Here is a 22,577-nt window from a genome sequence, read left to right as displayed (position 1 = left end):
AAACGGCATTACGGGGTTGAAGTGACAAGCTCCCTTCTAGGCAAGCCGTACTCGTCACCTGATATGGGAGTTGCATTCAAATTCGACAAGATCAAAAACAGTCTGAAAAACGACAAAATGCGCAAGCCCGCAAGAATCACGGTAACGCTCTTTAATCGGGGAAAATTGCTTTTAAGAAAAATTGCGGTTGTCTCTAACAACTTCCAAAGGAATGTTGACATCAAGCTTATGCAACATATTTTCGAAATCGCGCAGCCGATATTCGGCACTTTCGGTTACAAGCCCCTGAATAAAGCCGCTTCCTTCATCACTTTTATCAAGTTTTGCAATGATGCTTTCCGCCGGATCAAGAAAACGACATTGCGGTGCTGCTTTTTCAAAGAAGCTTTTAAGCCATGGTAGATGGGTACTTGAAAGCGTGCATGTATCAACCGAAGGATATCGTGCAAGCAAGTCTTCCATGAAACGGTTGACTTCTGCCTGTGTCTTTTGAGGTTCAAAAAGAAAAGTTCCACTCTCGACCAATTCAACCATCGCCGAAGCATTCACGAGAGCAACATTTTCCGGCTTTTTGCTGTGGTTTTTGACAAACGCTCTGCCCATTTCGCTTGCCACCATCGAAGCCACTCCCATAATTGCCACAAAGCCGCTGCGGCTTACGCTTTCTGCTTCTTCAAGCGGCGGAAACACGCCATAAAGTGGCACGGGTGAACTCTCTTTGACGCGATCAAACACCATGATAGAAGGTGCATTCGAAGCCATAATAATAGCCGACGGGTCATAGCGCATCAATCGTTCGAACGTCTGTTTGACAATTCCGACAAGCTCGTCAGCTGTCTTTTTTCCATATGGGAAATGCGCCCGATCGGCAAAATAGAGGATATCGCGCTTCGGCTGCCTTTTATGTAACAGATCCACAATGGCGTAGGAGCCGATACCTGCATCAAAAATAGCAACCGGTTTTACCGTTTTCATTCCTGTTCATCCGCATTGTTAAAGGGCTTACCCGGTAAAACATAAGCGCCTTTGAGCCACCGGTTAAGGTCAATTGCGCGACAACGATCCGAACAGAACGGATAGGCTTCACGGATTGAAGGTTTACCACATTCCGGACACGGCCTTGGCGGGCGCAGCGGATACACTTTTGCGGTTGCCCGGGATTCGTCTTTATCCGATGTAGCCATTTTCAGACCTCATCTTTCTGCCAACGTTCAAATACGGGATAATTCTGCGTCGTCAACAATTCTACTGTTTCGGCAAGCGGTAACCCGACAATGCCGCTATAGGAACCGGATATTTGCAAGGCAAAACAACCGGCCCGCCCCTGAATGGCGTAACCTCCGGCCTTACCCTGCCATTCGCCCGACAGAAGATAGGCTTCTATAACTTCGCGTCCAAGACGCTCGAAACGCACTCTGCTTTCTACAAGCTTATGACGGCTTTTGCCCTTCGCATTGATAAGACAAACACCTGTATAAACCTTATGGGTACGTCCCGACAAAAGGCGCAAACATTCGCGTGCTTCATCTTCGTCGGCGGGTTTGGGAAGAATTCTGCGCCCGACAGCAACCACCGTATCGGCAGCAAGAACGAGAGCCTCTTCCAATCCGGGCAGACTGCGAACGAGCTTGGCACCTCTTTCAGCTTTTTCTTTCGCCAGACGCCGTGCCAGAAAACGTGGATGTTCAAGAAGGTGTGGCGTTTCATCAATATCGGCGGGATGTAAATGATCGGGGAAAACACCGATCTGACGGAGCAATGCCAAACGCCTCGGAGAAGCCGAAGCAAGAACAAGCTTGGTTTTTGCCAACGTATCTTCTTCCGGCATAACAGAATCTGTCATCATTTTATTTGTAACGGTAAGTAATCCTACCCTTTGTCAGGTCATAAGGTGTCATTTCCACCATAACCTTATCGCCTGCGAGTACCCTGATACGGTTTTTGCGCATGCGTCCTGCCGTGTGGGCGATGATTTCGTGATCATTATCGAGTTTTACGCGAAACATCGCATTGGGTAAAAGCTCTGTAATCACGCCGGAAAATTCCAAGACTTCTTCTTTGGCCATAAATTACCTGTTTCTAGACTGTTTATTTTGATCAAAATCCGACAGGCAGCTTGAACTGCCCATCCAACGGCGGCAAACCTACCCTATTCTCGGCCATTTGTGAACATCTGAATCAAAAGGCCATCATAGTTTATGCCGGTTTTTTAAGTGTATGGGCGTTATTTACTGCCAAATCGTTCAGATATCCTTTTCTTCAAATTTTTCCTGATATCACGATAAGCATCAAGAATTTGCTCGCGCGAACCCGTTGCAAGTGCCGGATCAGGTGTCGGCCAATATTCGACATCGACCGAAAAACCCCGCATACGTTCAAGAACCGCATGATGGGCTTGCGGGGTAAGAGTGATGACAAGATCAAAAAATCCGTCCGACAATTCCTCCAATCCGCGCGGGTTATGGTCTTCCATGGAAAGCCCGTCTTCGGCAATAACCGCGGCTGCAAAAGGATCACGATTGCCTTTTACAACGCCTGCAGAAGCAACATAAATGTCGGGAAACATTTTACGCGTCAATGCTTCCGCAATTGGCGAGCGTATAGAATTCTGCCCGCAGACATAAAGAACAGATGAGGGATGCTTGCTCGCCGGAAACTGGTTGTCAGACATTGTCACCCTTTCCAATATAAAACGCAAAGGAGGGTGAAAAGGCGCCGTGCAGTTTTCAAATCCATATCTATTTTACCGCGTAAACGTTCCTGCAGGGTTGTTGAACCTTCGTTATGCAAGCCCCGACGCCCCATATCGATGGCTTCGATTTTTGACAAAGAAGCAGAGCGTATAGCCTCGTAATAGCTGTCACAAATAAGGTAGTAATCCTTGACAATGCGGCGGAATGGTCCAAGCGACAGAATGTGGGTGGCAACCTGGTCGCCATTTTCACGAAAAATGTCAAAAACCAGCCTTCTGTCAACCAATGATAATTTCAGTTTATAGGGGCCGCTTCCTGTGTCACCCACAGGCATGAAACTATTTTCCTCAATAAGATCGAAAATAGCGACCGCACGTTCATGTTCGATCTCCGGCGTCGAGCGCCCGATGGTTTCATCAAGTTCGACATCAATGAGCCGCGCCTTCTCCACACTCCCCCTCCCCGACAAGCTATAGATTCAACCTTATTGCAACGGACCGTCCATGTGCTTCCAGCCCTTCGGCATTGGCAAGTTCTATTGCCGACGGCCCGAGTTTGCGCAATTCATTTGCACCAAGTTTCAGAATGGAGCTTCGTTTCATATAGTCAAGGACGGAAAGGCCCGATGAAAATCTTGCCGAACGGGCGGTTGGCAAAACGTGGTTGGAACCGCCAACATAATCGCCAATTACTTCCGGTGTATAGCGCCCCACAAAAATGGCTCCGGCATTACGAACGAGAGGTAAATACCGATCAGGATTTTCAACCGCCAGTTCAAGGTGTTCCGGTGCGATGCGATTGGCAAGCGGAAAGGCGTTTTCAAGATCGTTGACAAGAATAACCGCACCAAAATCCTGCCAGCTTGAAGAAGCGGTTTTGCCGCGTTTCAATGTCTTCAATTGCGTTTGAACCGCTTTCATGACCTCGTTTGCAAAAGCTTCATCATCGGTCATGAGAATTGACTGGGCAGCCGTATCATGTTCGGCTTGTGCCAGAAGATCAGCGGCAATCCAGTCGGCATCGTTAAGTTTATCGGCAATCACCAGCACTTCGGAAGGTCCGGCAATCATATCAATGCCGACTTTTCCGAACACCTGCCTTTTTGCAGCAGCAACAAAAGCGTTACCAGGCCCGACAATTTTTGCCACCGGTTTTATGGTTTTTGTACCATAGGCAAGGGCTGCGACAGCCTGTGCCCCGCCAACACGATAAATCTCGCTCACACCACCAAGTTTGGCTGCGGCAAGAACCAGCGGATTGAGATGTCCCTCCGGTGTCGGCACCACCATAACAATACGCTCGACACCGGCGACTTTAGCAGGAACAGCGTTCATCAGCACCGAACTTGGATAGCTTGCTGTGCCGCCTGGCACATAAAGTCCGACCGATTGGACTGCTGTCCAACGCCAACCGAGTTCGACACCGAGAGGATCAACAAAGCGCTCATCCTTTGGCAGTTGTTTCTGGTGGTAGACAACAATACGATCATGGGCAAGCTTCAAAGCGTCAAGTGTCTTTGGTGAAACGCGCTTCATCGCTTCATCAATTTCATTCTCGATGATTTTCAAACCTTTTTCTTTAAGGTCTACGTGATCGAATTTAGCCGATAAGTCGATCAAAGCCTGATCACCCTCATCGCGAACCGTTTTGATAATGTCGCGCACAGTGTCATCAACACTTTGGGAAACTTCACGTTTTGAATCAAGGAATTTTCGAAATTCGTTTTCGAAATTTGCCGATGATTGACGAAGAATTTGAGCCATTCTTTTTCCTGTCAAAAAATTATCTGTGATGGGGATTGGCCTTGGCTTGCCAAACGGGACCAAGGTCGGTCAGTTGCGCTTCAATACATTCCACTTCAAGGCGGATTGCCGCTTCACCAGAAAAAATCAGCGTTACAATGCCGGCGGGGGCTGTTGTCGGTTGAAATTGCATTGTTAAAAGTGACAAAACATTGTCTTTTTTCTCGCGATCGAACCCGCGGGTTTTGACACTTAAAACACGATCAAAACGCAGAGCCGTGCGATGGCGCTCGCCGGTTTTCGCACGCGAAAACAGCCCGCCCTTCATCTGTTCTTCCCAGGCAAAACGGTTAAGTGCCGCAATAAAACGCTTTTCACCACAACGCCAATCAAGATCGGCAACCTTGACCACCGCATCCTGCAAATGCGCTGACAAGATCTCGAGATCTTCATCATCCATGGCTATCAATTTCAAAAGCGGCATCCTACAACCCCATTCTGTTTTATATTATCCTTCTTCATACAGGAAAGATATTGGCATTATCCACTGATGCGTTCAATCTGCGCACCACAATTTGAAAGCTTCTCTTCAAGCCGTTCAAAACCGCGATCAAGATGGTAGACACGGTTGACTGTTGTAACCCCCTCGGCGGCAAGCCCCGCAATAACGAGAGAAACCGAAGCGCGCAAATCGGTTGCCATAACCTGTGCGCCTAACAGCCGTTCAACGCCTTCAACCGTTGCGGTCTGCCCTGATAGCGAAATATGGGCGCCGAGCCGTGCCAGTTCCTGAACATGCATAAACCGGTTTTCAAAAATTGTCTCGGTAATGTGGGAAACACCTTTTGCACGTGTCATCAACCCCATAAATTGCGCCTGTAAATCTGTCGGAAAACCGGGGAAAGGCTGTGTTTCAATATCGGTCGGAACAATATCAAGACCATTTCTTGCAACACGGATGCCCTCGTCGCTTTCTTTGATTTCAAGGCCGGTCTTGGCAAGCGTATCAAGCACCGAACGCAAGTAATCGGGACGTGCATCCTTGAGCATCACATCACCGCCGGTCATGGCAACAGCCATTGCATAGGTGCCGGCCTCAATACGATCGGAAATCACCTTGATACGGGCGCCCGAAAGCCCGTCAACACCTTTGATATAAATAGTCGGTGTACCGGCACCCTTTATTTTTGCTCCCATTGCGTTGAGACATTCTGCAAGGTTGACCACCTCCGGCTCGCAAGCAGCATTGTGAAGAACGGTTTCGCCTTTTGCCAAACTTGCTGCCATCAGCATGGTATGGGTGCCACCAACTGTCACTTTTGGAAAAGTAAATTCCGTTCCGCTCAATCCTTTCGGTGCCTTGGCATGGACATAACCATTCTCGATATTGATTTCTGCACCCAGCGCTTCAAGTCCCTGCAGGATAAAGTCGACCGGACGCGTTCCGATTGCGCAGCCACCGGGGAGCGAGACACAAGCTTCCCCCATACGTGCGAGCAATGGTGCAATTACCCAGAAGCTTGCACGCATTTTTGATACAAGCTCATAGGGCGCGCGCGTTGTAACAATCTGGCGTGCGGTAAAATGAACCGTGCGGGAATAGGCGCCATCCTGATGTTGCCGACGACCATTCACCGAATAGTCGACACCGTGATTGCCGAGAATCCTGATCAGTTGTTCGACATCGGCAAGGTGGGGAACGTTATCCAGCGTCAATGTATCATCGGTAAGCAAAGAGGCAATCATCAACGGTAATGCTGCATTTTTTGCACCTGAAATGGGTATCACACCATTCAAACGGTTCCCGCCGATAATTTTGATACGATCCATACCGAAAGACCTTTCCTGAGGTTTCAATTAGTGATTATTGTCGGTTTATCCAATTAGCCTTTAGTAACAAAACGTGGCGTAAACTGGACTCGATACACATTTATCCGAAAACGGTTTCTATAATATTTAAAATAGGATCAAACCGGACAGAAAGCGGTCGATCAACAAGGCGTTTCAAACTTATTTTGCCGATGAATGTCGGGGTTCGTCCGCCTTTTCGTGGTGTTCAACTTCATTTGCCCCGTCGCGTTCCCGTGCCTGTTGCTTGCGTCGCAAAAGATTGGCGCGCAATTGTTGTGCCAGCCGCATTTGCCGACGTTGCTGCGCGATTGAATCTGCCATCCTTCAAACCTGTTGAATATTCAAAAAAACGGTTCCGGTCATAACACCATGTTTAAAAAATTGCCAGCCAAAGAATATCAGCGTGATTTTTCTTATAAGAAAAGTGAATGTCCGCTTGCCTATTTCTTTACAATGTGGCAGAACGCCGGCCGAAAACTATTTTTCTTAGCTGCGGTAGCTCAGTGGTAGAGCACTCCCTTGGTAAGGGAGAGGTCGAGAGTTCAATCCTCTCTCGCAGCACCAGAATTTCCTGAACTCCGTCAAGCCTGAATTTCTCTTCACCAGTATTTTTGTTCACCAGTATTGTTATTCAATTGTCGTCATTAAAGCGATATCGGCATGAACCGGAAAGAACCATGCCTGACAAAAGCCAAATCCTTTACATCAAACGACAATTTACCGGCTTTTTCAAAAGATCACTCCAGTTTTCAAATGGCTTTAAAAAACCGTTCATGGTTCAAAACAAAGCATGAAACATTGAAAAATGTTACCGGTCAGGGACCGATGCATTTTGCTTTAAACAAAATTCACGCTTTTCTTCCAGAAATACATTTTACCTTTTGCACGGCCTATTGATAAAAACGTAATCAATTAAAATAATTTAACGGCAAGAGCATAAAACTTGCCTTTTTCCTGCCGTCAAATTGGTCTAGAAATGCCAATTCGTCTTATCAACCGGGTTTTGCCAGTATAGGTTCGTGCGGTTTTTATGTTGCATATGTCTTCCATTTCTTCCCACATGTCTTCAGTTTCCTACCTGACGATCGTTGTCTTCCTGACGTCGACGGCATCCGCTTTTTCAAGTGGCGCAGAAAGAAACGAAACAATAGAACTGGCGCAACTTTATGACCCTGCCGATTTACCCCGTCACCATCAACAATTGCGCATTTATCAGGACCAATATGGAAGACGTATTTATGTTGATGAAAATGGACGGGTTGTAAGGGTAGAAGAACCGCAGAATTATCCGCAAGGTGTTACACCACCGCCTTATGGAACCAATAATCAGGGACCAATGGAAGGCGGTGCCCCTTATGATGATCGGGATGTTCCGGAAGCACCCGACGCGAAGCCCTATCATGACAACGGACAAGTTAATCCGCGTTCCTACAGAAAAAATCCTCCTCGTTATCAGGCCGGTGAAATGCCGTCCGAACATACGCCGGCAATCAACGTTCCGAAGGGACGTGAAACGGTTGCAGCCGTACAAATTCTGATGGACCGCCTCGGATCCTCTCCGGGAGCAATTGATGGTCTGGCGGGAAGCAATTTCGACAAGGCGGCAGCAGCGGCCAGCGAAATTAGTGGTCGTTTTATCGACCCGAATGACAAACAACGCCTTGATTCGGCCCTGCAAGCAACCGGCGGTCCGGCTTTTACCCAATATACGATCACCGAAGCCGATATAAACCGACAATATGTCTCTTCGATTCCCGCCGATTACGCGATGAAGGCACAAATGCCTGCCATGGCTTACACATCCGTAAGAGAAATGTTGGCCGAACGCTTCCATATTGATGAGAGTTTTTTACAAGAGCTCAATCCGCAGGCGCATTTTTCCCATGCCGGAGAAACCATCAAGGTTCCGAATCTGGAATTGCCGAAACGGCAAAGTGTAGACCGGATTGTCGCCGACAAGGCACGCAAACAGGTACGCGGCTATAATGCTGAAGGTCGGCTTGTTGTGGCATATCCGGCAACAATCGGTTCGACCGATAATCCATCCCCATCAGGAACAGTGCAGGTTGAACGCATCGCATTCAACCCGAATTACACTTATAACCCGAAAGTCAATTTCAAGCAGGGAAGCAACAATGAAATTCTGACCATTCCACCGGGACCAAACGGACCGGTTGGAACAGTCTGGATAGCACTTTCGAAGCCGACTTATGGCATTCATGGCACACCCGATCCCTCACGAATCGGAAAGACCTCCAGTCACGGTTGCATCCGTTTGACAAATTGGGATGCGGAAGAGCTGGCAAAACTGGTTAAACCCGGTGTTGTTGTGCACTTTACCGATTGATGCTTGAAGCATCAATCATGGCTATCCATACACAAAATATAAAGCTGTTATTTGCGGCTGAATGGCCAAAAGTTGAAAAACCGCTTTTTGGCAAGTGCATCGCTGCTCGACTTGATATCTGTCAACACTTCATCATACCGGACGAGTGCTTTCTTATCATTATTATCGTGTGCCTGTTCTTTCAGTTCACCAATCAGCTTTGAAGCTTTTTCAAGCAGTGGACGGGCTTGTGTCGCCGGTAATTTTTGTGCCCGGTCTTTCAACATCAAAGCGTAATTGATTTTTATATTTGCAAGCTTGCCTTGTTTGCTTTCCATTAGAGGCGAGACAAGCAGTTCCTCGTAAATTGCTTGTGATTTCTCAAAAGCATCAAGCACGCCGCCAAAAGATCCCAAGCGCCACAAAATGAGCGCCTGATGGGAACGGGCCTCCAATTTCTCGTTATCGTTATTGGAAGCTCCCTCTCCGGCAAGTTGAAAAGCCGTTTCAACAGCAATATTGGCAGATTTCAACAAATCAACCGGTATTTCGGAATCTTTCCGTCTGGCCATAGAATAGAGAACGTGAGACAGATTGCTATAAAGCCGGAAAAGATCACTTTTATCCTTTTCAAGGTCGAGCTTGGAAATTGCCAGACGGAAATCGAGTTCCGCCTGTTTTAACCAGATCAAACCCTGACGACTTTTTTCATCTTCACCAAGCCGGGCGCGGGCTAGCGCGCGCCACTGCAAAATCCGGTTGACGAGTTTGTCATTCTTTTGACCTTTGATCGTCTCGAGAACTTCATTATAAAACTTGACCGCTTCCTGCAACAATTGCCCACGTTTTTCCGGCACTTCGACATTCGCAGCCGCCTGAAGGGCTGCTCCCAACTCGATAAAGAAGGAAAGCCAGTCAAGCGGACGGGCAAGTTTTATTTCTTTGCCGATTGCATTTCGCAAAGCGGAAATTGCTTCATATCTTTTTTCAAGTTCCATTGCAGGTGAAGCAGCCAGATTCGCTAATTGCGTTAGATCTTTTCCCAAATTGCCGTAAGCAATGGCAAGCCCTAAAGCTTCGTTCTGGTCTTTGATCAAAGCTATATTCGACCGATAGAGTGAAGCCGATTTTTCCAAAAGCACAATTGCACTCTCGCGATCTTTTTGCTGGGCAAGAAGTGAAAGTGCCAATGCCGTTTCACTTTGAAGCCGAAAGAGAGCCTGAGTTCCACTATCTTCGTTCAATGCGTCACTCGCTTTGTCGAAGGCTATCAGTGTTTTTTCCAAAAGATCTACGTTTGCGGGACTATTTATTGTTGCAAGCTGCATCAATGTCCGCCCCATTTCAAAATAAACATAGGAAAGGTCTTGCGGCGCATCATCCCCGCTAAAAAATACAAGTGCTGTCTCGAATCGTTCGATTGCAAGTTCCAGATATCCACGAACTTTTTCAGCGGGCTCAATCCGTGCCAATTCTGCTGCCACCAGCGCACTTGCAGAAACGGCGAGAGACCAATAATGGAAATTTTCTTTTTCCCGTAAAATAGCAATGGCTTCATCAAATGCTTCCATTGCCAATTTCAGTCTTTCTGCACGAGGTCTTGCCAGATCAATATCGGACAAAGCACGATAGACGTGGCCTTTTTCCGTTAGAATGAGTGCCCGATCAAAGGCGCCTTTCTTCTTCGGCAAAGCTTTATAGACCTGGTCGAGTAAAGAAAGTCCGCGTTTCAATCGCAAAACAGCAATTTCGCCACCTTCACGCAAGGAATAGTTACGTAAACACCTCACATAGGAAACAACAATTCCTCCCCAACGGGTGAAATTGCTTTTGCGAGTAAAAACCTGTAAAGCTTTTTCAAAACCGGATGCAGCTTCGCTATAATGGGTTAGCGCATCATCTTCATTTTCTTCCGCATCGGCCAGTGCCAATAGTGCTTCGGAAAGTTCTATCTGGGCTTCAGCCCATGACGTATCGTTTTTGGCACGTTGTTTGAGTGACAATGCCAAATCTGCATCCTCAACCTTCTGGCGGAGTGTTTTTTTGCTATCACTATCCAAGGCCAAGTGAACGATTCCTTTTATTTAAAAACCCTTGTAGCATATGCATTGTTTATTAAACAGAAATACCCTTGTCACGAACGAGTAACAAATGAATAAATCACCCAACATTGTCATTTTAACCGGTGCCGGTATATCCGCAGAATCCGGCTTGGAAACCTTTCGTGGCAGCGATGGCACGTGGAACAAATATAAGGTCGAAGATGTCGCGACACCTGAAGGTTTTGCACGATCACCGCGTCTCGTCAATGATTTCTATAACGAACGCCGCCGCGATGCGGCGAAAGCGCGCCCCAACAAAGCGCATCTGGCACTTGCAACACTCGAAAAGCATTTTCCCGATTGTTTCCTGCTTGTTACCCAGAATGTCGACAATCTGCATGAACAAGCAGGATCACGAAATGTTCTGCACATGCATGGCACCCTCGACCACGTTTTATGCCTTTCCTGTCATGAAAAAGCAAAATGGAAAGGGGATGTGACAGAAGAAAGCATCTGTCCCCATTGTCATGCCAAGGCAAAGCTAAGACCCGATATTGTCTGGTTCGGTGAAATTCCCTTTCATATGGAACAAATCGAAAAGGCATTGGCTGAAGCCGACATTTTTGCTGCAATCGGCACGTCAGGTGTCGTTTATCCGGCCGCTGGTTTTGTAGTGCTTGCACAACAGGCGGGTGCCGAATGTTTCGAACTCAACCTTGCGGCCAACCCGAATTCCTATTCATTATTTGATGAAATCATTTCTGGACCGGCAACAAAAACAGTGCCGGATTTTGTAAATATGCTGCTTAAAAAATATGGGAAATGACAGGCTTTTTAAATTTTAAATAAACCGTTATCGTTTCAATAAAACAATATTTATGATTTTGCGATTGCATTCAAATTCGTTATATCTATTCTTCTCTATAAAATTACAATTACATTATTAAATTATATAATAATTAAAATATTACATGAATTTTTAATGTTTGAATTCAGAATATTGATATTCTGATAATTTTTATAGTGAATGTACTAAAAATCATATTGGCAGCAATAAAGTTGGCAGCGATAAAGAAAGCCCGTATGAGCTTTCTTTATCTTTTAAAAAATCTTTTTTTCGAAAAATTCAGTCTTCAGGCAAAATCAGAAGGTTTGTTACTGTTTCTGCCGGACGGCACAGTTGAACACCTTTAGCGCAAACAACAATCGGCCGGTTGATGAGTTCTGGATGATCGTGCATTTTTTTGGCAATCACATTATCCGGCAATGTTTCATCGTCCAGCCCTTGCTTTTTATAAGCAGGCTCTTTTGTCCTTAAAAAATCGCGGATGGAAACATTGGCGCGGCTGGCGAGCCAAAGGAGCATTTCCGGTGTCGGCGGCGTCTTCAGATATTCAATAATATGGGGTTCATAACCCATGGCACGCACAAGACCGACTACATTGCGTGAGGTTGCACAACGCGGGTTATGATAAATAATGACATCGGTATTTTGCATGAATTGGCCCTTTGCTGATTTTAATATTTCACCAATAGCTTTAACATGGACTAAGGAGATTTGGTGAAGATATTCTTTTTCAATTTTTTAGGTGAAACCGGCTCGTGTTTTCATTTGCACCATTTGTGGCATCGAAAGTTATGTTTTCAACATGCTTTTTCATCAAAACCGCCGGTTGGACGAAAATAATAGGGAAAAAATAAACCGGATATTCCGTAATTAACCTGAAAGTACAAAGAAATGCGGATCATCGGTGATTCCGTTTTAACAGATAGACAGGTAGCAAATAGACCGGATAGCTCGAAGCGAAAACATCTGTTTTCTTGGCCCAGATAAAATTATTAACAACCCGGTAGTTATAAATAAGAAATTTGTTTCGAGGAACTTTCCAAAAAACACCGCTAAAGAAGGAATAAAAGAAAATATAAAGGAGAAGGAAAGTCAAAATGGTGCGGGTGGTCGGAATCGAACCGACACTCCTTTTGGGAACCAGATTTTGAGTCTGGCGCGTCTACCAGTTCCACCACACCCGCATCGATGAAGTGAGGACACAAACCATGTGTCACGGATTTGTTGAGTTATATTAAGAACCGAGGTCTCGTCAACTGCCTTACACACAATTATCTTAAAAAATTTGTTCAAGCTACTGGATTAACGCTTTAACCCCCATTAGAGGTAGCGTCATTGACAAGGAATGAAAAATGCTCAAAAAGCTTGGAGACTGGACATTATCTCTAGCCGGACGCCGCTCGGCCGAATACTGGCTGGCATTTATCGCTTTTGTAGAAAGTTCTGTCTTTCTCATTCCGGCTGACGTCCTTTTTATCCCGATGTCGCTTATCAATAAAGAAAAGACCTACCGTTATGCGTTTATCGCTTCGCTCTTTTCAGTCCTTGGCGGAATAGCCGGTTGGCTGATCGGCCATTTTGCCTATGAAGCTATAGCAAAACCGGTTCTTGAGTTTTACGGAAAATTCGAGACTTTCGAAGCATTGCGCAACAATACCAGCATGGAAATTATTTTGCTGTTGCTCATTACTTCGGGAATATCACACCTTCCACCAATCAAGGTAGTTACAATTCTCGCCGGTGTCGTGGGCATGAATATATGGATTTTCATCCTGTCAGCAATTATCGCTCGCAGTGCACGGTTCTATGCTCTCGCCTGGTTGATAAGCCGTTATGGTGCGACGGTGCTCGAATATCTCTTGCCGAGATTGAAATGGGTTATCGCCATTGCTTGCACTATCCTGATAATTGCCTATATTTTTTATAAAATACTGGTCTAGGGGGATTTTGTGTGATTACTTTCGCTTCACCCATTCATCGATCCGGAAAACTTCAAACTATCCTGTCGTGGTTGATGCTAATCTTTATGGTGATCGCTATCGGAACCGCACTCGGCTTCGAACATATTGGCGGCTTTATGCCGTGCAAATTATGCCTCGAAGAACGCATCCCCTATTATACCGGCATCCCTTTGATGATTGTAACATTTGCCCTGTCTTTAAAGGGGAAGCCCGGTCTTCTCATCCGTGCGCTGTTTCTAATCACCGCGCTTCTGATGCTTTATAATTTCGGGTTATCTGTCTATCACGCTGGCGCAGAATATAAATTCTGGCCAGGACCAACCGACTGCTCGGCTGCCGTTACCGCAATTACCACTGATGCAAATGATCTGCTTGCCAATTTGAACAGCAAACGCCCTCCCGCTTGCGATAAAGCATTGGGATATTTTCTCGGTCTTTCCTTTGCCGGATGGAATGGTGTTGCAAGTCTCTTTCTGGCTATTCTGGGATTTGCCGGCGCATTTTGTGCTTTCGGGAAAAGTGGTGAACGTTAAATCGATAAGGTTACGTTTCGCCCCTAGTCCCAATGGATATCTGCATCTGGGGCACGCCTATTCTGCACTTGTTAACCGGCAGATTGCCGGAAAACTAAATGGCGAACTCGTTTTGCGCATGGAAAACATTGATATAACTCGTTGCAAAACAGAATTTGAAGATGCAATCGTTGAAGACCTTTCATGGCTGGGATTTGATTTTCAAACGCCCTTCCGCCGACAGTCGGAACATTTTTCAGATTATCAGAAAGCACTAGATAAACTTGAACAACTCGGCCTTGTCTATCCCGCATTTTTAACGCGGGGAGAAGTAAAAGAAAAAATTGTTACGACTGAACGACAGGGAAAGAATTGGCCGCGTGACCCTGATGGCACTCCACTTTATCCGACTGATGAACGTTCGCTTTCAAAAATAAAAGCACGCGAGATGATTGCCGCTGGTATGCCTTTTTCCTGGCGGCTCAATATGGACCTTGCAATCGATTTTGCAGGCGGTCATCTTTTTTGGTACGAATTTCATGGCAATCAAACAAAGAAGATTATAGCCCGTCCGGAACTTTGGGGCGACGTTATCATCGCGCGCAAAGACATCCCCACAAGTTATCATTTATCGGTGGTTGTTGATGATGCTCTTCAGAAGATCACCCATGTCGTAAGAGGAGCCGATCTTTTTCAAGCAACTTCGGTTCATCGGTTGTTGCAGATGATTCTCGGCTATGAACCGCCGCTTTACTACCATCACCCGCTCGTTCTTGGTGATGACGGACACAAATTATCAAAATCCAACAGGGATACAAGTTTGCGCTCGTTACGCAAACGGGGGTTTACGCCTCAAGATATCATTTCTCTCTTGCCGGAATTTTAGTCGTTGCAATGATTCCCCCTCTTCCCACGCTTTTAAAAAGCGATTAGGGTTTGAAATCATAATATTCGTTGGATTTTAAAAATGATTACCATAAGACCGGCAGAAGAACATGATCTTGAAGAGATCACAGATATTTATAACGATGCGGTAAAGAATACCCTTGCTATCTGGAATGAGAAAACTGTCGATCTTGATAACCGTCGGGAATGGCTGAAAACAAGAAATGCCGCAGGATATCCTGTTCTCGTTGCAGAAGATAATGGCAAAACAGTTGGCTATGCGAGCTATGGCCCGTTCAGACCATTCGAAGGATATCGTTATTCTGCTGAAATATCCATTTATATTGAAAAAACCGAACGTGGCAAAGGTATTGGCAAAAAACTCCTCGGCGCTTTGATTACCCATGCCGAACAAAACCATATCCATGTGCTTGTTGCCGGCATTGAAGCGGGAAACAAGGCATCCATTGCCATCCATAAAGCCTTCGGTTTTACAATCACTGGACATATGCCCGAGGTCGGCAGAAAAGCCGGACAATGGCTAAATCTCGTGTTGATGCAGAGAATTTTATAAAAACGTTATTCGGTCAAGTTGTAAGTGTTGTAGATATAAAAGTTCGTCGCCGGTTCGAACAGATTTTTTGTTCCGTGTATTCATTCCACCGCTCATGGCCTTGAAAACCACTCTTGTCTTCCACACTCTAGACGGTTGCCAGATGATATTCACGTCGTTCCTGCACTTAACAAAAAATGGTTTCGGTACCTATTCTTTCGCATATTCCTGGAATATGGCGGCAACTATTTGCCTGCATATATGGCTTCATCTGCGTGCCTGACGGGCTTATAAAATAATCCGGAATAGTTTTTTTGAAATTTAGAAGGTGACTTTTCCTGTCATTTTTGTAACAACCGGATGCAAGGAAATTCCAGCCAAAATGGACTGGAAAAGATAAGGGTAACAAAACTTGTCAAAACGAATGATTGGCAGAAAATGAGGAGGCTATCCGGATTAATTATCACAGTATCAAGATAGAAACGCGCAACGTTTTCGCTCCACTCTTTCAAAATCGCCTGTCATCACAAACAATATGGATCGGCGATTTTGAAAAACAAAACAATTCACGTTCAAGTGCATGACATATTTTTGCGATTGAATTTTCCTACAACTCTATTAGTTTAGAACAATTCTAAATTATAGGTCTCCCATGTTTTCAAAGCTCTTTGCATCGTCCTATCAAAAGCCATTTTCCTCACTTAGCGAAAAGGAAATTCTCGCACTTGCCATTTCTTCAGAGGAAGATGATGAACGCATCTATCTCAACTATGCCGACGGTTTGCGTGACGAGTTTCCGGCAACGGCCAAAATTTTTGAGAAAATGGCCGATGAGGAACATAGCCACCGCGATAGGTTAATAAAGATTTTTGAAAAACGCTTTGGCAAAATGATTCCGCTTATCCGGCGTGAACATGTCAGCGGTTTTTACGAACGCAAGCCTGACTGGCTTATACGACCGCTCGGAATTGATAAAGTGCGTGATTCGGTTGCACAAATGGAAGACCAGTCGGCGCGGTTTTATGAACAAGCCGCCGATCGGGCTAAAGACGCCGAAATACGCAAGCTCCTCGGCGATCTCGCTCTTGAAGAAAAGCACCACGAAAATGTGGCGATCGAGCTTGAAAAAAAATACACGCCTAAATCTGTTGCAGATCAGGAACGGGCAAAAGAACGCAAGCAAACACTTCTTACCTGGATCCAGCCGGGTCTCGCCGGCTTGATGGATGGTTCCGTTTCAACTTTGGCACCGATTTTTGCTGCTGCCTTTGCCACCGGTGACACAAGACAGACTTTTCTCGTCGGTTTATCGGCTTCACTCGGCGCCGGTATATCAATGGGCTTTACAGAAGCTGCCCATGATGACGGAAAGTTATCCGGCCGCGGCTCGCCCATCAAACGCGGCATTGCCAATGGTGTTATGACGTCTCTGGGTGGCCTCGGCCACGCGCTGCCGTTTCTCATTCCCGATTTTCATATTGCGATTGCCATTGCATTTGCGGTTGTGTTCTTTGAATTATGGGCGATTGCATGGATCCAGAACAAGTTCATGGAAACGCCGTTCTGGCGTGCGGCATTGCAGGTGGTGGTCGGTGGGGCATTGGTTTTTGCTACCGGTATTCTTATCGGTAGTGCCTGAAAAAGACCGGCTTCAAGGGAACTTGTAACTTTCGGCCATCCTCTTTAAAAAGATTTTAAATAATTATTTCGTTTTGAAGGCTCTTCATGTCGCATAAAGATTGCCCTGTAACACTTGCTATCCATCGGCTCCCTCATTCTGAAGGGCTGAAATTGCCTGCCTATGAAACTGCTGGCTCGGCCGGAATGGATTTAAGGGCAGCATTGGAAGAGGGAACAGAAATTGTTCTTTCTCCCGGTGAACGTGCGCTCGTCCCTACCGGTTTGATATTCGAATTGCCGGAAGGTTACGAAGCGCAAATTCGCCCGCGTTCTGGTCTTGCTTTCAAAAATGGGATTACCTGCTTGAATACACCCGGCACAATCGACAGTGATTATCGCGGGGAAATAAAAGTTTTACTCATCAATCTCGGGCAAGAACCATTCAAAATTACCCGCGGTATGCGGATCGCACAAACTGTCATTTCTCCGGCACCTCAAATTGCCATCGTGGAAACCACAACCCTTTCCGAAACAATTCGTGGCACAAAAGGGTTCGGTTCGACCGGACACAACTAGAGAACCGAAATCCATCAAGATTTTTTAAGATAATAATTGTGAAGAAAGGTGCAATCGGCTGATTCGCTTTAGCTCATGAGCTCCTTTTAATCACACTTTTGCCATTGCTGATATTGCGTTTGCATCATCAACGGATAAACAACGCAGAAAAATAAAACCGCAATGTTTTTCTCCAAACATTGCGGTTAAATTTATTGAAGCCTTAAAATAAAACTTAGCGGTCTTTAATACGGTTTGCGCGCAAAAGCGCAATATACCATTTGCGATGGTGAGCCCATGCAAAGCCGCCTGAAATTTTGCCCTTGATCATGGCGCCGATCGAACCGGCAACCCAATAGCCTGCATAAACATGGAAAATCCATACAGCGATAATGCATGCGGCAACCAGTGAATGGGTGAGCAGTGCATAACGCTGCCATTCAATCGGAACAAAAGGTGCAAAATAAGCCTGCCAAACCATAAAGCCGCTCACAATCAATATGATGAGCCCTATAGACATCGACCAGAAAATACATTTTTGACCAAAATTATATTTTCCGATCATCGGCAGTCTTTCTTCATCGCCTTCAAGGACATCCTTGATATCGACAATCCATTTCAAATCGGAATTTTCCCAGATATTGAGGCGCCAGAAGCGGAAGAAAAGTCCAGCAAAACTGATAACCATGACAACACCGATATAAGGGTGAATGGTGCGCACCACCTGCCCGCCTCCAATAAGATTTGCAAGCGGGAAAAGCGGCGGCCAATACATCATCAGACCGGTAAATGCCAAAAGAATCATAGAAATGGCACCAATCCAGTGGTTGATGCGTGCGCCTTTTGTATAGCGGTCGACTATAATCGGGTCACCTTTATGGACATAATCGTATTTTTCATAAAGCTTATGCGTCATGGTCGATATCCTTCAAGGTTTTCTCGGCACGTTCTTCATCGTGCTTGGTTACTCTTGTACGTCCGATAAAGATACCATGTGCAGCTGCTCCGAGGATAGCAGCAGCGATAGCACCAAGCCCGAAATATTTGGAAATGCCCTTCCACGTTTTCACAATCGGTGAAATATGCGGGTCTTCCGGCAGGTTTGCATAAATGCTTGGTTGATCGGCATGGTGAAGAACATACATGACGTGCGTTCCGCCAACGCCTTGCGGGTCATAGAGACCGGCGTTCTTGTAACCGCGGGCTTTCAGATCGGCAATGCGTTCCTTGGCGTGCTCTTTAAGCTCGGCCTTTGTTCCGAACATAATCGCTTCGGTCGGGCAGGTTTTTGCACAAGCAGGTTTTTGCCCGACAGCAACACGGTCAGAGCACAAAGTGCATTTATAGGCTCTGTGGGTAACTTGCGAAACCCGAGGAATATTGAACGGACAGCCTTTTATGCAATAACCGCAACCGATGCATTTATCATGGATAAAATCCACAATACCGTTTGAATATTGCACAATCGCACCGGGTGACGGGCAAGCAGCCAGACATCCCGGTTCCGAACAATGCATGCAGCCATCCTTGCGGATAAGCCATTCAAGTGTATCGGTCTCGGGATTAACCCATTCCGTAAACCGCATGATTGTGAACGCATCCGGAGAAAGATCACGCGGGTTGTCATAAACACCGACATTGTCACCAATTTCGGGGTTCAATTCGTTCCATTCCGAACAGGCCGATTGGCAAGCTTTACAACCGATGCAGCGTGAAACATCAATGAGCTTGGCGATTTCTTCCAATTTGCGCTTCGGCTTCGGCGCTGGCGAGGCAGAAATCCGGATGTAGTCATCCGGACCAATCTGCGGTTCGATTTTGTCCTGGGTTGGAGGATTGATATTAATCATTGTTCCGCCTTTCCATTCTCATCGACCGGTGCCTTCGATTTTTCCATATTCACCAGAAATGCCTTGAATTCAGGCGTCTGGGAATTGGCATCGCCAACAAATGGTGTGAGCGAGTTAGGCCCAAAACCTTTCTTCGCCTCACCGATAAAGCCCCAATGCAGTGGAATGCCTATGACATGAACAGGCTTTCCATCGCAAATGATAGGACGGATACGTTTGGTAACCAGCGCTTTGGCAAAAACCTGCCCGCGTTTGTTCCAGACTCTGACCCAATCACCTTTTACAACGCCTTTTTCAGCAGCCAGTTCTTCCGAAATCTCGACAAAGAATTGCGGCTGCAAAGCAGCGTTGATCCGGTTGTTCTTCGTCCAATAGTGGAAGTGCTCGGTCAACCGATAGGAAGTCGCTGCATATGGGAATTCATCACTTGTTCCCAATTGTGCAAGATCTTCATCAAAGATACGAGCAGCCGGATTACCACGGACATTCGGAGCAATCGGGTTGACGATCGGCGATTCGAACGGTTCGTAGTGAACCGGGAACGGACCGTCACGAAGTCCGGCAAGCGTGAAGAGCCGGCCAGTGCCTTCCGCATTCATGATAAACGGACCGACAGCGTGCGGATCGGATGCCGGCGGAATATCCGGAACATCAAATCCCGTCCATTTCTCGCCATTCCATTCGATAACTTTACGCTCCGGATCCCAAGCCTTACCGTCAAAATCGGCTGATGCGCGATTATAAAGAATACGACGGTTTGCAGGCCATGCAAATGTCCACTTCGGATAAAGTCCGGCACCATCATAGTCGGTGTTATCACGCCGTGCCATCATGTTTCCGTCTTCAGTAAAGCTGCCTGAATAAATCCAGCAGCCCGAAGCAGTGCTTCCGTCGGCTTTCAACGAAGCAAAGCCTGGAACCTGTTTGCCTTTTTCAAGGATCTTCTTGGTCGGGTCTTTCGGATCATAAAGATCTTCGACAGCATAACCGTTCATTTCCTTGGCAAGTTCTGCCGGCTGAGGCTCGCTTGCATCCTTATATGGCCAATGAAGATTGACAATAGGATCGGGGAACACGCCGCCTTCTTTTTCATAAAGCTTCTTCAGCCTTAACCAAAGTTGCGCCATGATCCATGTGTCGTGCTTTGCGTCACCCGGCGGATTTTGCCCTGCCCAGTGCCACTGCAACCAGCGACCCGAATTGACAACAGCTCCTTCATCTTCGGCAAAGCAGCTTGTCGGCAATTGGAAAACTTCCGTTTTGATTTCGGATGTATTGACATCATTGAAATCACCGTGGTTTTCCCAGAACCGTGCCGTCTCTGTTTCCAACGGATCCATCACGACAAGGAATTTCAACTTGCTCAAGCCACGCTCGACCTTTTTACGGTTCGGGAAAGCAAGAACAGGATTGAACCCTTGGCAGAAATAGCCGTTCATCTGGTTATGATCCATCATGTCGACAGCTTTAAGAATATCGTAATTGGCGATATCAAGCTTCGGCAGATAATCATAGGCGAAGTCGTTTTCTTTTGTTGCGGCTTTGCCCCACATTGCCTTCATGAACGAGATGAAGAACTTATCATAATTCTGCCAGTAGCTGACCTGATTCGGTCGCGTTGGCGTGAACTTGCGTTTCGAGAGATAAGTCTCGAGATTTGTCTCGTTTTCCATCGGAATATTCATGTAGCCCGGAATGAGGTTGGACATCAGTCCGACATCTGTAAGGCCTTGAATGTTGGAGTGGCCACGCAGTGCATTCACACCGCCACCACGTACACCGATATCACCGAGAATAAGCTGCAACATGCACATTGTGCGAATGTTCTGCGCACCCTTGGAGTGTTGTGTCCAACCGAGAGCATACATGGATGTCATCGCCTTTGTCGGGCTCGAACATTCTGCAATCATCTCGCAGATTTTGAGGAACTTATCCTTTGGAGTGCCGCAAATTCTTTCAACCATTTCAGGCGTGTAAACCGAAACATGTTTTTTAAGAAGCTGCCAGACCGAACGCGGATGCGTCAAAGTCTCGTCATTCTTGGCATAACCGTTCTCGTCCATTTCATAGGACCAGGTCGAACGGTCATAATCACGTTTGGCTTCATCATATCCGGTAAACAGACCATCTTTGAAACCGAAACCTTCATTGACGATCAAACCGGCATTGGTGAAATGTTTGACATATTCATACTGAACTTTGTCATGCGTTATGCAGTAGTTAATGACACCGGACAAAAAGGCAATATCGGTTCCCTGACGGATCGGTGCATAAAAATCGGCAACCGAAGCCGAACGGGTAAAGCGCGGATCAACGACGATCAGCTTTGCACCGCGATGCTCTTTTGCATAAGTAACCCATTTGAAGCCACAAGGATGTGCTTCGGCAGCATTACCACCCATGATAATGACGAGATCCGTTGACCGGATATCCGTCCATGGATTTGTCATCGCGCCACGACCAAATGTTGGGCCCAGACTGGACACCGTGGGGCCGTGTCAAACGCGTGCTTGGTTATCGAATGCCAGCATACCGCATGAACGTACGACCTTGTAAGTCGCAAATGCGGTTTCGTTTGTTGCTGCAGAGGCTGCAAGAAATCCTGTTGTCAACCAGCGATTGACTGTCTGGCCTTTTTCGTTTTTCTGGACGAAATTGGCGTCGCGGTCATCTTTCATGTAGCGGGCAATTTTATCAAGTGCCTCGTCCCATGTGATTTCTTCAAAGTGATCGGAACCGGGGCGACGAACCTTCGGTTTCGTCAAACGGTTTTTTGAATGGATTGTATCAAGAAGGGCTGCACCTTTCGGGCACAGAGTACCATGATTGGTCGGGTGATCAACATCCCCTTCAACGTGGATAACTTTCGCAGTGCCGTCTTTCATTGATCCTTTCGAATAAAGGATAATGCCACAAGCAACCGAACAATAAGTACAGGTCTGTCGGGTCTGGGTTGTTGAAGCTAACCTGAAAGGTTTTATAGCCGAAACAACTGTTGCTTCAGCCTCACTAAAACCGAGCGCACCCAATGCTGTTGCGCCGACACCCGCACCAGCACCCTTTAAAAAGGCGCGACGCGATATCTCTATATTCATACGGGCATTCCTCTTGTATTTTTGATCGTCCCACACGCTGTTTAT

23 protein-coding genes and 2 tRNA genes are annotated in these 22,577 nt (G+C 46.4%); 9 read left to right on the top strand and 16 right to left on the bottom strand.

What is annotated here, in order from left to right; translation table 11 throughout:
* Window positions 1–171 precede the first annotated feature (171 nt).
* From H3V12_RS10055 to H3V12_RS10010, 10 genes are all read right to left on the bottom strand, one after another.
* Window positions 172–975 carry an aspartate/glutamate racemase family protein gene (locus H3V12_RS10055; protein WP_198214533.1) on the bottom strand — a complete coding sequence of 268 codons (804 nt, stop codon included), beginning with the start codon at window positions 973–975 and terminating at the stop codon, window positions 172–174.
* The gene (gene yacG, locus H3V12_RS10050; protein WP_075869272.1) at window positions 972–1,184 is read right to left on the bottom strand and encodes a DNA gyrase inhibitor YacG; all 213 of its coding nucleotides are present in this window, start codon (window positions 1,182–1,184) and stop codon (window positions 972–974) included. Before yacG ends, H3V12_RS10055 begins: the two co-directional genes overlap by 4 nt.
* 2 nt (window positions 1,185–1,186) lie before the next feature.
* Window positions 1,187–1,843: a Maf family nucleotide pyrophosphatase gene (locus H3V12_RS10045; protein WP_246787555.1), complete on the bottom strand. Its 657-nt coding sequence runs from the start codon at window positions 1,841–1,843 to the stop codon at window positions 1,187–1,189.
* A 4-nt stretch (window positions 1,844–1,847) separates the two neighbouring features.
* Complete coding sequence (infA, locus tag H3V12_RS10040) at window positions 1,848–2,066, bottom strand: translation initiation factor IF-1 (protein WP_075869273.1); 219 nt, start codon at window positions 2,064–2,066, stop codon at window positions 1,848–1,850.
* A 158-nt stretch (window positions 2,067–2,224) separates the two neighbouring features.
* The gene (locus tag H3V12_RS10035; protein WP_075869274.1) at window positions 2,225–2,671 is read right to left on the bottom strand and encodes a low molecular weight phosphatase family protein; all 447 of its coding nucleotides are present in this window, start codon (window positions 2,669–2,671) and stop codon (window positions 2,225–2,227) included.
* Between the two features lie 2 nt (window positions 2,672–2,673).
* Window positions 2,674–3,162 (bottom strand): UPF0262 family protein, encoded by a 489-nt coding sequence (locus tag H3V12_RS10030; RefSeq protein ID WP_198214532.1) that lies wholly within the window; start codon window positions 3,160–3,162, stop codon window positions 2,674–2,676.
* A 1-nt stretch (window position 3,163) separates the two neighbouring features.
* Window positions 3,164–4,456, bottom strand: a complete 1,293-nt coding sequence (gene hisD, locus H3V12_RS10025) for a histidinol dehydrogenase (protein WP_198214531.1) — start codon at window positions 4,454–4,456, stop codon at window positions 3,164–3,166.
* Window positions 4,457–4,475: 19 nt separating this feature from the next.
* On the bottom strand, window positions 4,476–4,919 hold the full coding sequence (locus tag H3V12_RS10020; protein WP_075913918.1) for a DUF2948 family protein: 444 nt from the start codon (window positions 4,917–4,919) through the stop codon (window positions 4,476–4,478).
* Window positions 4,920–4,975: 56 nt separating this feature from the next.
* Complete coding sequence (gene murA, locus H3V12_RS10015; RefSeq protein WP_198214530.1) at window positions 4,976–6,265, bottom strand: UDP-N-acetylglucosamine 1-carboxyvinyltransferase; 1,290 nt, start codon at window positions 6,263–6,265, stop codon at window positions 4,976–4,978.
* A 180-nt stretch (window positions 6,266–6,445) separates the two neighbouring features.
* The gene (locus tag H3V12_RS10010; protein ID WP_198214529.1) at window positions 6,446–6,607 is read right to left on the bottom strand and encodes a hypothetical protein; all 162 of its coding nucleotides are present in this window, start codon (window positions 6,605–6,607) and stop codon (window positions 6,446–6,448) included.
* Window positions 6,608–6,775: 168 nt separating this feature from the next.
* Between H3V12_RS10010 and H3V12_RS10005 the strand changes: the two genes are divergently transcribed.
* Window positions 6,776–6,850, top strand: a tRNA-Thr gene (locus H3V12_RS10005).
* 466 nt (window positions 6,851–7,316) lie between these two features.
* Window positions 7,317–8,633: a L,D-transpeptidase gene (locus H3V12_RS10000; RefSeq protein WP_198214528.1), complete on the top strand. Its 1,317-nt coding sequence runs from the start codon at window positions 7,317–7,319 to the stop codon at window positions 8,631–8,633.
* Window positions 8,634–8,680: 47 nt separating this feature from the next.
* Here the strand turns inward: H3V12_RS10000 and H3V12_RS09995 are convergent, their stop codons facing one another.
* Entirely contained in the window at window positions 8,681–10,678 is a 1,998-nt protein-coding gene (locus tag H3V12_RS09995) for a hypothetical protein (protein WP_198214527.1), read from the bottom strand.
* A gap of 85 nt (window positions 10,679–10,763) precedes the next feature.
* Here H3V12_RS09995 and H3V12_RS09990 point away from each other — a divergent pair, with 85 nt between their 5' ends.
* Entirely contained in the window at window positions 10,764–11,480 is a 717-nt protein-coding gene (locus H3V12_RS09990; RefSeq protein WP_198214526.1) for an NAD-dependent deacylase, read from the top strand.
* 300 nt (window positions 11,481–11,780) lie between these two features.
* Here the strand turns inward: H3V12_RS09990 and arsC are convergent, their stop codons facing one another.
* A complete protein-coding gene (gene arsC / locus H3V12_RS09985) occupies window positions 11,781–12,152 on the bottom strand; it encodes an arsenate reductase (glutaredoxin) (protein WP_075869282.1) in 372 nt (123 codons plus the stop codon).
* 447 nt (window positions 12,153–12,599) lie between these two features.
* Window positions 12,600–12,685, bottom strand: a tRNA-Leu gene (locus H3V12_RS09980).
* 168 nt (window positions 12,686–12,853) lie between these two features.
* On the opposite strand from H3V12_RS09980, the gene H3V12_RS09975 reads away from it, so the two are divergent.
* The 6 genes from H3V12_RS09975 to dut all read left to right on the top strand — a co-directional run bounded on the left by H3V12_RS09975 (window position 12,854) and on the right by dut (window position 17,608).
* Complete coding sequence (locus H3V12_RS09975) at window positions 12,854–13,441, top strand: YqaA family protein (protein ID WP_198214525.1); 588 nt, start codon at window positions 12,854–12,856, stop codon at window positions 13,439–13,441.
* Window positions 13,442–13,515: 74 nt separating this feature from the next.
* Window positions 13,516–13,995: a disulfide bond formation protein B gene (locus H3V12_RS09970; RefSeq protein WP_198214562.1), complete on the top strand. Its 480-nt coding sequence runs from the start codon at window positions 13,516–13,518 to the stop codon at window positions 13,993–13,995.
* Entirely contained in the window at window positions 13,985–14,860 is an 876-nt protein-coding gene (gene gluQRS, locus H3V12_RS09965) for a tRNA glutamyl-Q(34) synthetase GluQRS (RefSeq protein WP_343211723.1), read from the top strand. The genes H3V12_RS09970 and gluQRS overlap by 11 nt, the downstream gene beginning before the upstream one ends.
* A gap of 81 nt (window positions 14,861–14,941) precedes the next feature.
* Window positions 14,942–15,433 carry a GNAT family N-acetyltransferase gene (locus H3V12_RS09960; protein WP_198214523.1) on the top strand — a complete coding sequence of 164 codons (492 nt, stop codon included), beginning with the start codon at window positions 14,942–14,944 and terminating at the stop codon, window positions 15,431–15,433.
* A 631-nt stretch (window positions 15,434–16,064) separates the two neighbouring features.
* A complete protein-coding gene (gene mbfA, locus H3V12_RS09955) occupies window positions 16,065–17,051 on the top strand; it encodes an iron exporter MbfA (RefSeq protein ID WP_198214522.1) in 987 nt (328 codons plus the stop codon).
* 86 nt (window positions 17,052–17,137) lie between these two features.
* Window positions 17,138–17,608, top strand: coding sequence for a dUTP diphosphatase (dut, locus tag H3V12_RS09950; RefSeq protein ID WP_198214521.1), 471 nt, complete (start codon window positions 17,138–17,140; stop codon window positions 17,606–17,608).
* Between the two features lie 214 nt (window positions 17,609–17,822).
* Here the strand turns inward: dut and H3V12_RS09945 are convergent, their stop codons facing one another.
* The 3 genes from H3V12_RS09945 to fdnG are packed head-to-tail and all read right to left on the bottom strand — an operon-like array spanning window position 17,823 to window position 22,532.
* Window positions 17,823–18,503, bottom strand: coding sequence for a formate dehydrogenase subunit gamma (locus tag H3V12_RS09945; protein WP_075913908.1), 681 nt, complete (start codon window positions 18,501–18,503; stop codon window positions 17,823–17,825).
* Window positions 18,493–19,437, bottom strand: coding sequence for a formate dehydrogenase subunit beta (fdxH, locus tag H3V12_RS09940; protein WP_198214520.1), 945 nt, complete (start codon window positions 19,435–19,437; stop codon window positions 18,493–18,495). Before fdxH ends, H3V12_RS09945 begins: the two co-directional genes overlap by 11 nt.
* The gene (fdnG, locus tag H3V12_RS09935) at window positions 19,434–22,532 is read right to left on the bottom strand and encodes a formate dehydrogenase-N subunit alpha (RefSeq protein ID WP_198214519.1); all 3,099 of its coding nucleotides are present in this window, start codon (window positions 22,530–22,532) and stop codon (window positions 19,434–19,436) included. The genes fdxH and fdnG overlap by 4 nt, the downstream gene beginning before the upstream one ends.
* Window positions 22,533–22,577 lie beyond the last annotated feature (45 nt).

This window comes from Bartonella sp. W8167 (assembly GCF_016100335.1).
Taxonomy (GTDB): domain Bacteria; phylum Pseudomonadota; class Alphaproteobacteria; order Rhizobiales; family Rhizobiaceae; genus Bartonella; species Bartonella apis.
The sequence above is the reverse complement of the archived record's forward strand: the minus strand, read 5'-3'. Positions and strand labels throughout refer to the sequence as shown.

Bases quoted from the DNA above. Each gene is read 5' to 3' on its own strand.
- H3V12_RS09945 (WP_075913908.1), bottom strand. From the start codon at position 18,503: ATGACGCATAAGCTTTATGAAAAATACGATTATGTCCATAAAGGTGAC.
- H3V12_RS09990 (WP_198214526.1), top strand. From the start codon at position 10,764: ATGAATAAATCACCCAACATTGTCATTTTAACCGGTGCCGGTATATCC.
- H3V12_RS09975 (WP_198214525.1), top strand. From the start codon at position 12,854: ATGCTCAAAAAGCTTGGAGACTGGACATTATCTCTAGCCGGACGCCGC.
- H3V12_RS09960 (WP_198214523.1), top strand. From the start codon at position 14,942: ATGATTACCATAAGACCGGCAGAAGAACATGATCTTGAAGAGATCACA.
- H3V12_RS10010 (WP_198214529.1), bottom strand. From the start codon at position 6,607: ATGGCAGATTCAATCGCGCAGCAACGTCGGCAAATGCGGCTGGCACAA.
- hisD (WP_198214531.1), bottom strand. From the start codon at position 4,456: ATGGCTCAAATTCTTCGTCAATCATCGGCAAATTTCGAAAACGAATTT.
- H3V12_RS10045 (WP_246787555.1), bottom strand. From the start codon at position 1,843: ATGACAGATTCTGTTATGCCGGAAGAAGATACGTTGGCAAAAACCAAG.
- dut (WP_198214521.1), top strand. From the start codon at position 17,138: ATGTCGCATAAAGATTGCCCTGTAACACTTGCTATCCATCGGCTCCCT.
- H3V12_RS10055 (WP_198214533.1), bottom strand. From the start codon at position 975: ATGAAAACGGTAAAACCGGTTGCTATTTTTGATGCAGGTATCGGCTCC.
- H3V12_RS09970 (WP_198214562.1), top strand. From the start codon at position 13,516: ATGCTAATCTTTATGGTGATCGCTATCGGAACCGCACTCGGCTTCGAA.
- infA (WP_075869273.1), bottom strand. From the start codon at position 2,066: ATGGCCAAAGAAGAAGTCTTGGAATTTTCCGGCGTGATTACAGAGCTT.
- murA (WP_198214530.1), bottom strand. From the start codon at position 6,265: ATGGATCGTATCAAAATTATCGGCGGGAACCGTTTGAATGGTGTGATA.
- H3V12_RS10035 (WP_075869274.1), bottom strand. From the start codon at position 2,671: ATGTCTGACAACCAGTTTCCGGCGAGCAAGCATCCCTCATCTGTTCTT.
- H3V12_RS10000 (WP_198214528.1), top strand. From the start codon at position 7,317: ATGTTGCATATGTCTTCCATTTCTTCCCACATGTCTTCAGTTTCCTAC.
- yacG (WP_075869272.1), bottom strand. From the start codon at position 1,184: ATGGCTACATCGGATAAAGACGAATCCCGGGCAACCGCAAAAGTGTAT.
- H3V12_RS10020 (WP_075913918.1), bottom strand. From the start codon at position 4,919: ATGCCGCTTTTGAAATTGATAGCCATGGATGATGAAGATCTCGAGATC.
- arsC (WP_075869282.1), bottom strand. From the start codon at position 12,152: ATGCAAAATACCGATGTCATTATTTATCATAACCCGCGTTGTGCAACC.
- fdxH (WP_198214520.1), bottom strand. From the start codon at position 19,437: ATGATTAATATCAATCCTCCAACCCAGGACAAAATCGAACCGCAGATT.
- mbfA (WP_198214522.1), top strand. From the start codon at position 16,065: ATGTTTTCAAAGCTCTTTGCATCGTCCTATCAAAAGCCATTTTCCTCA.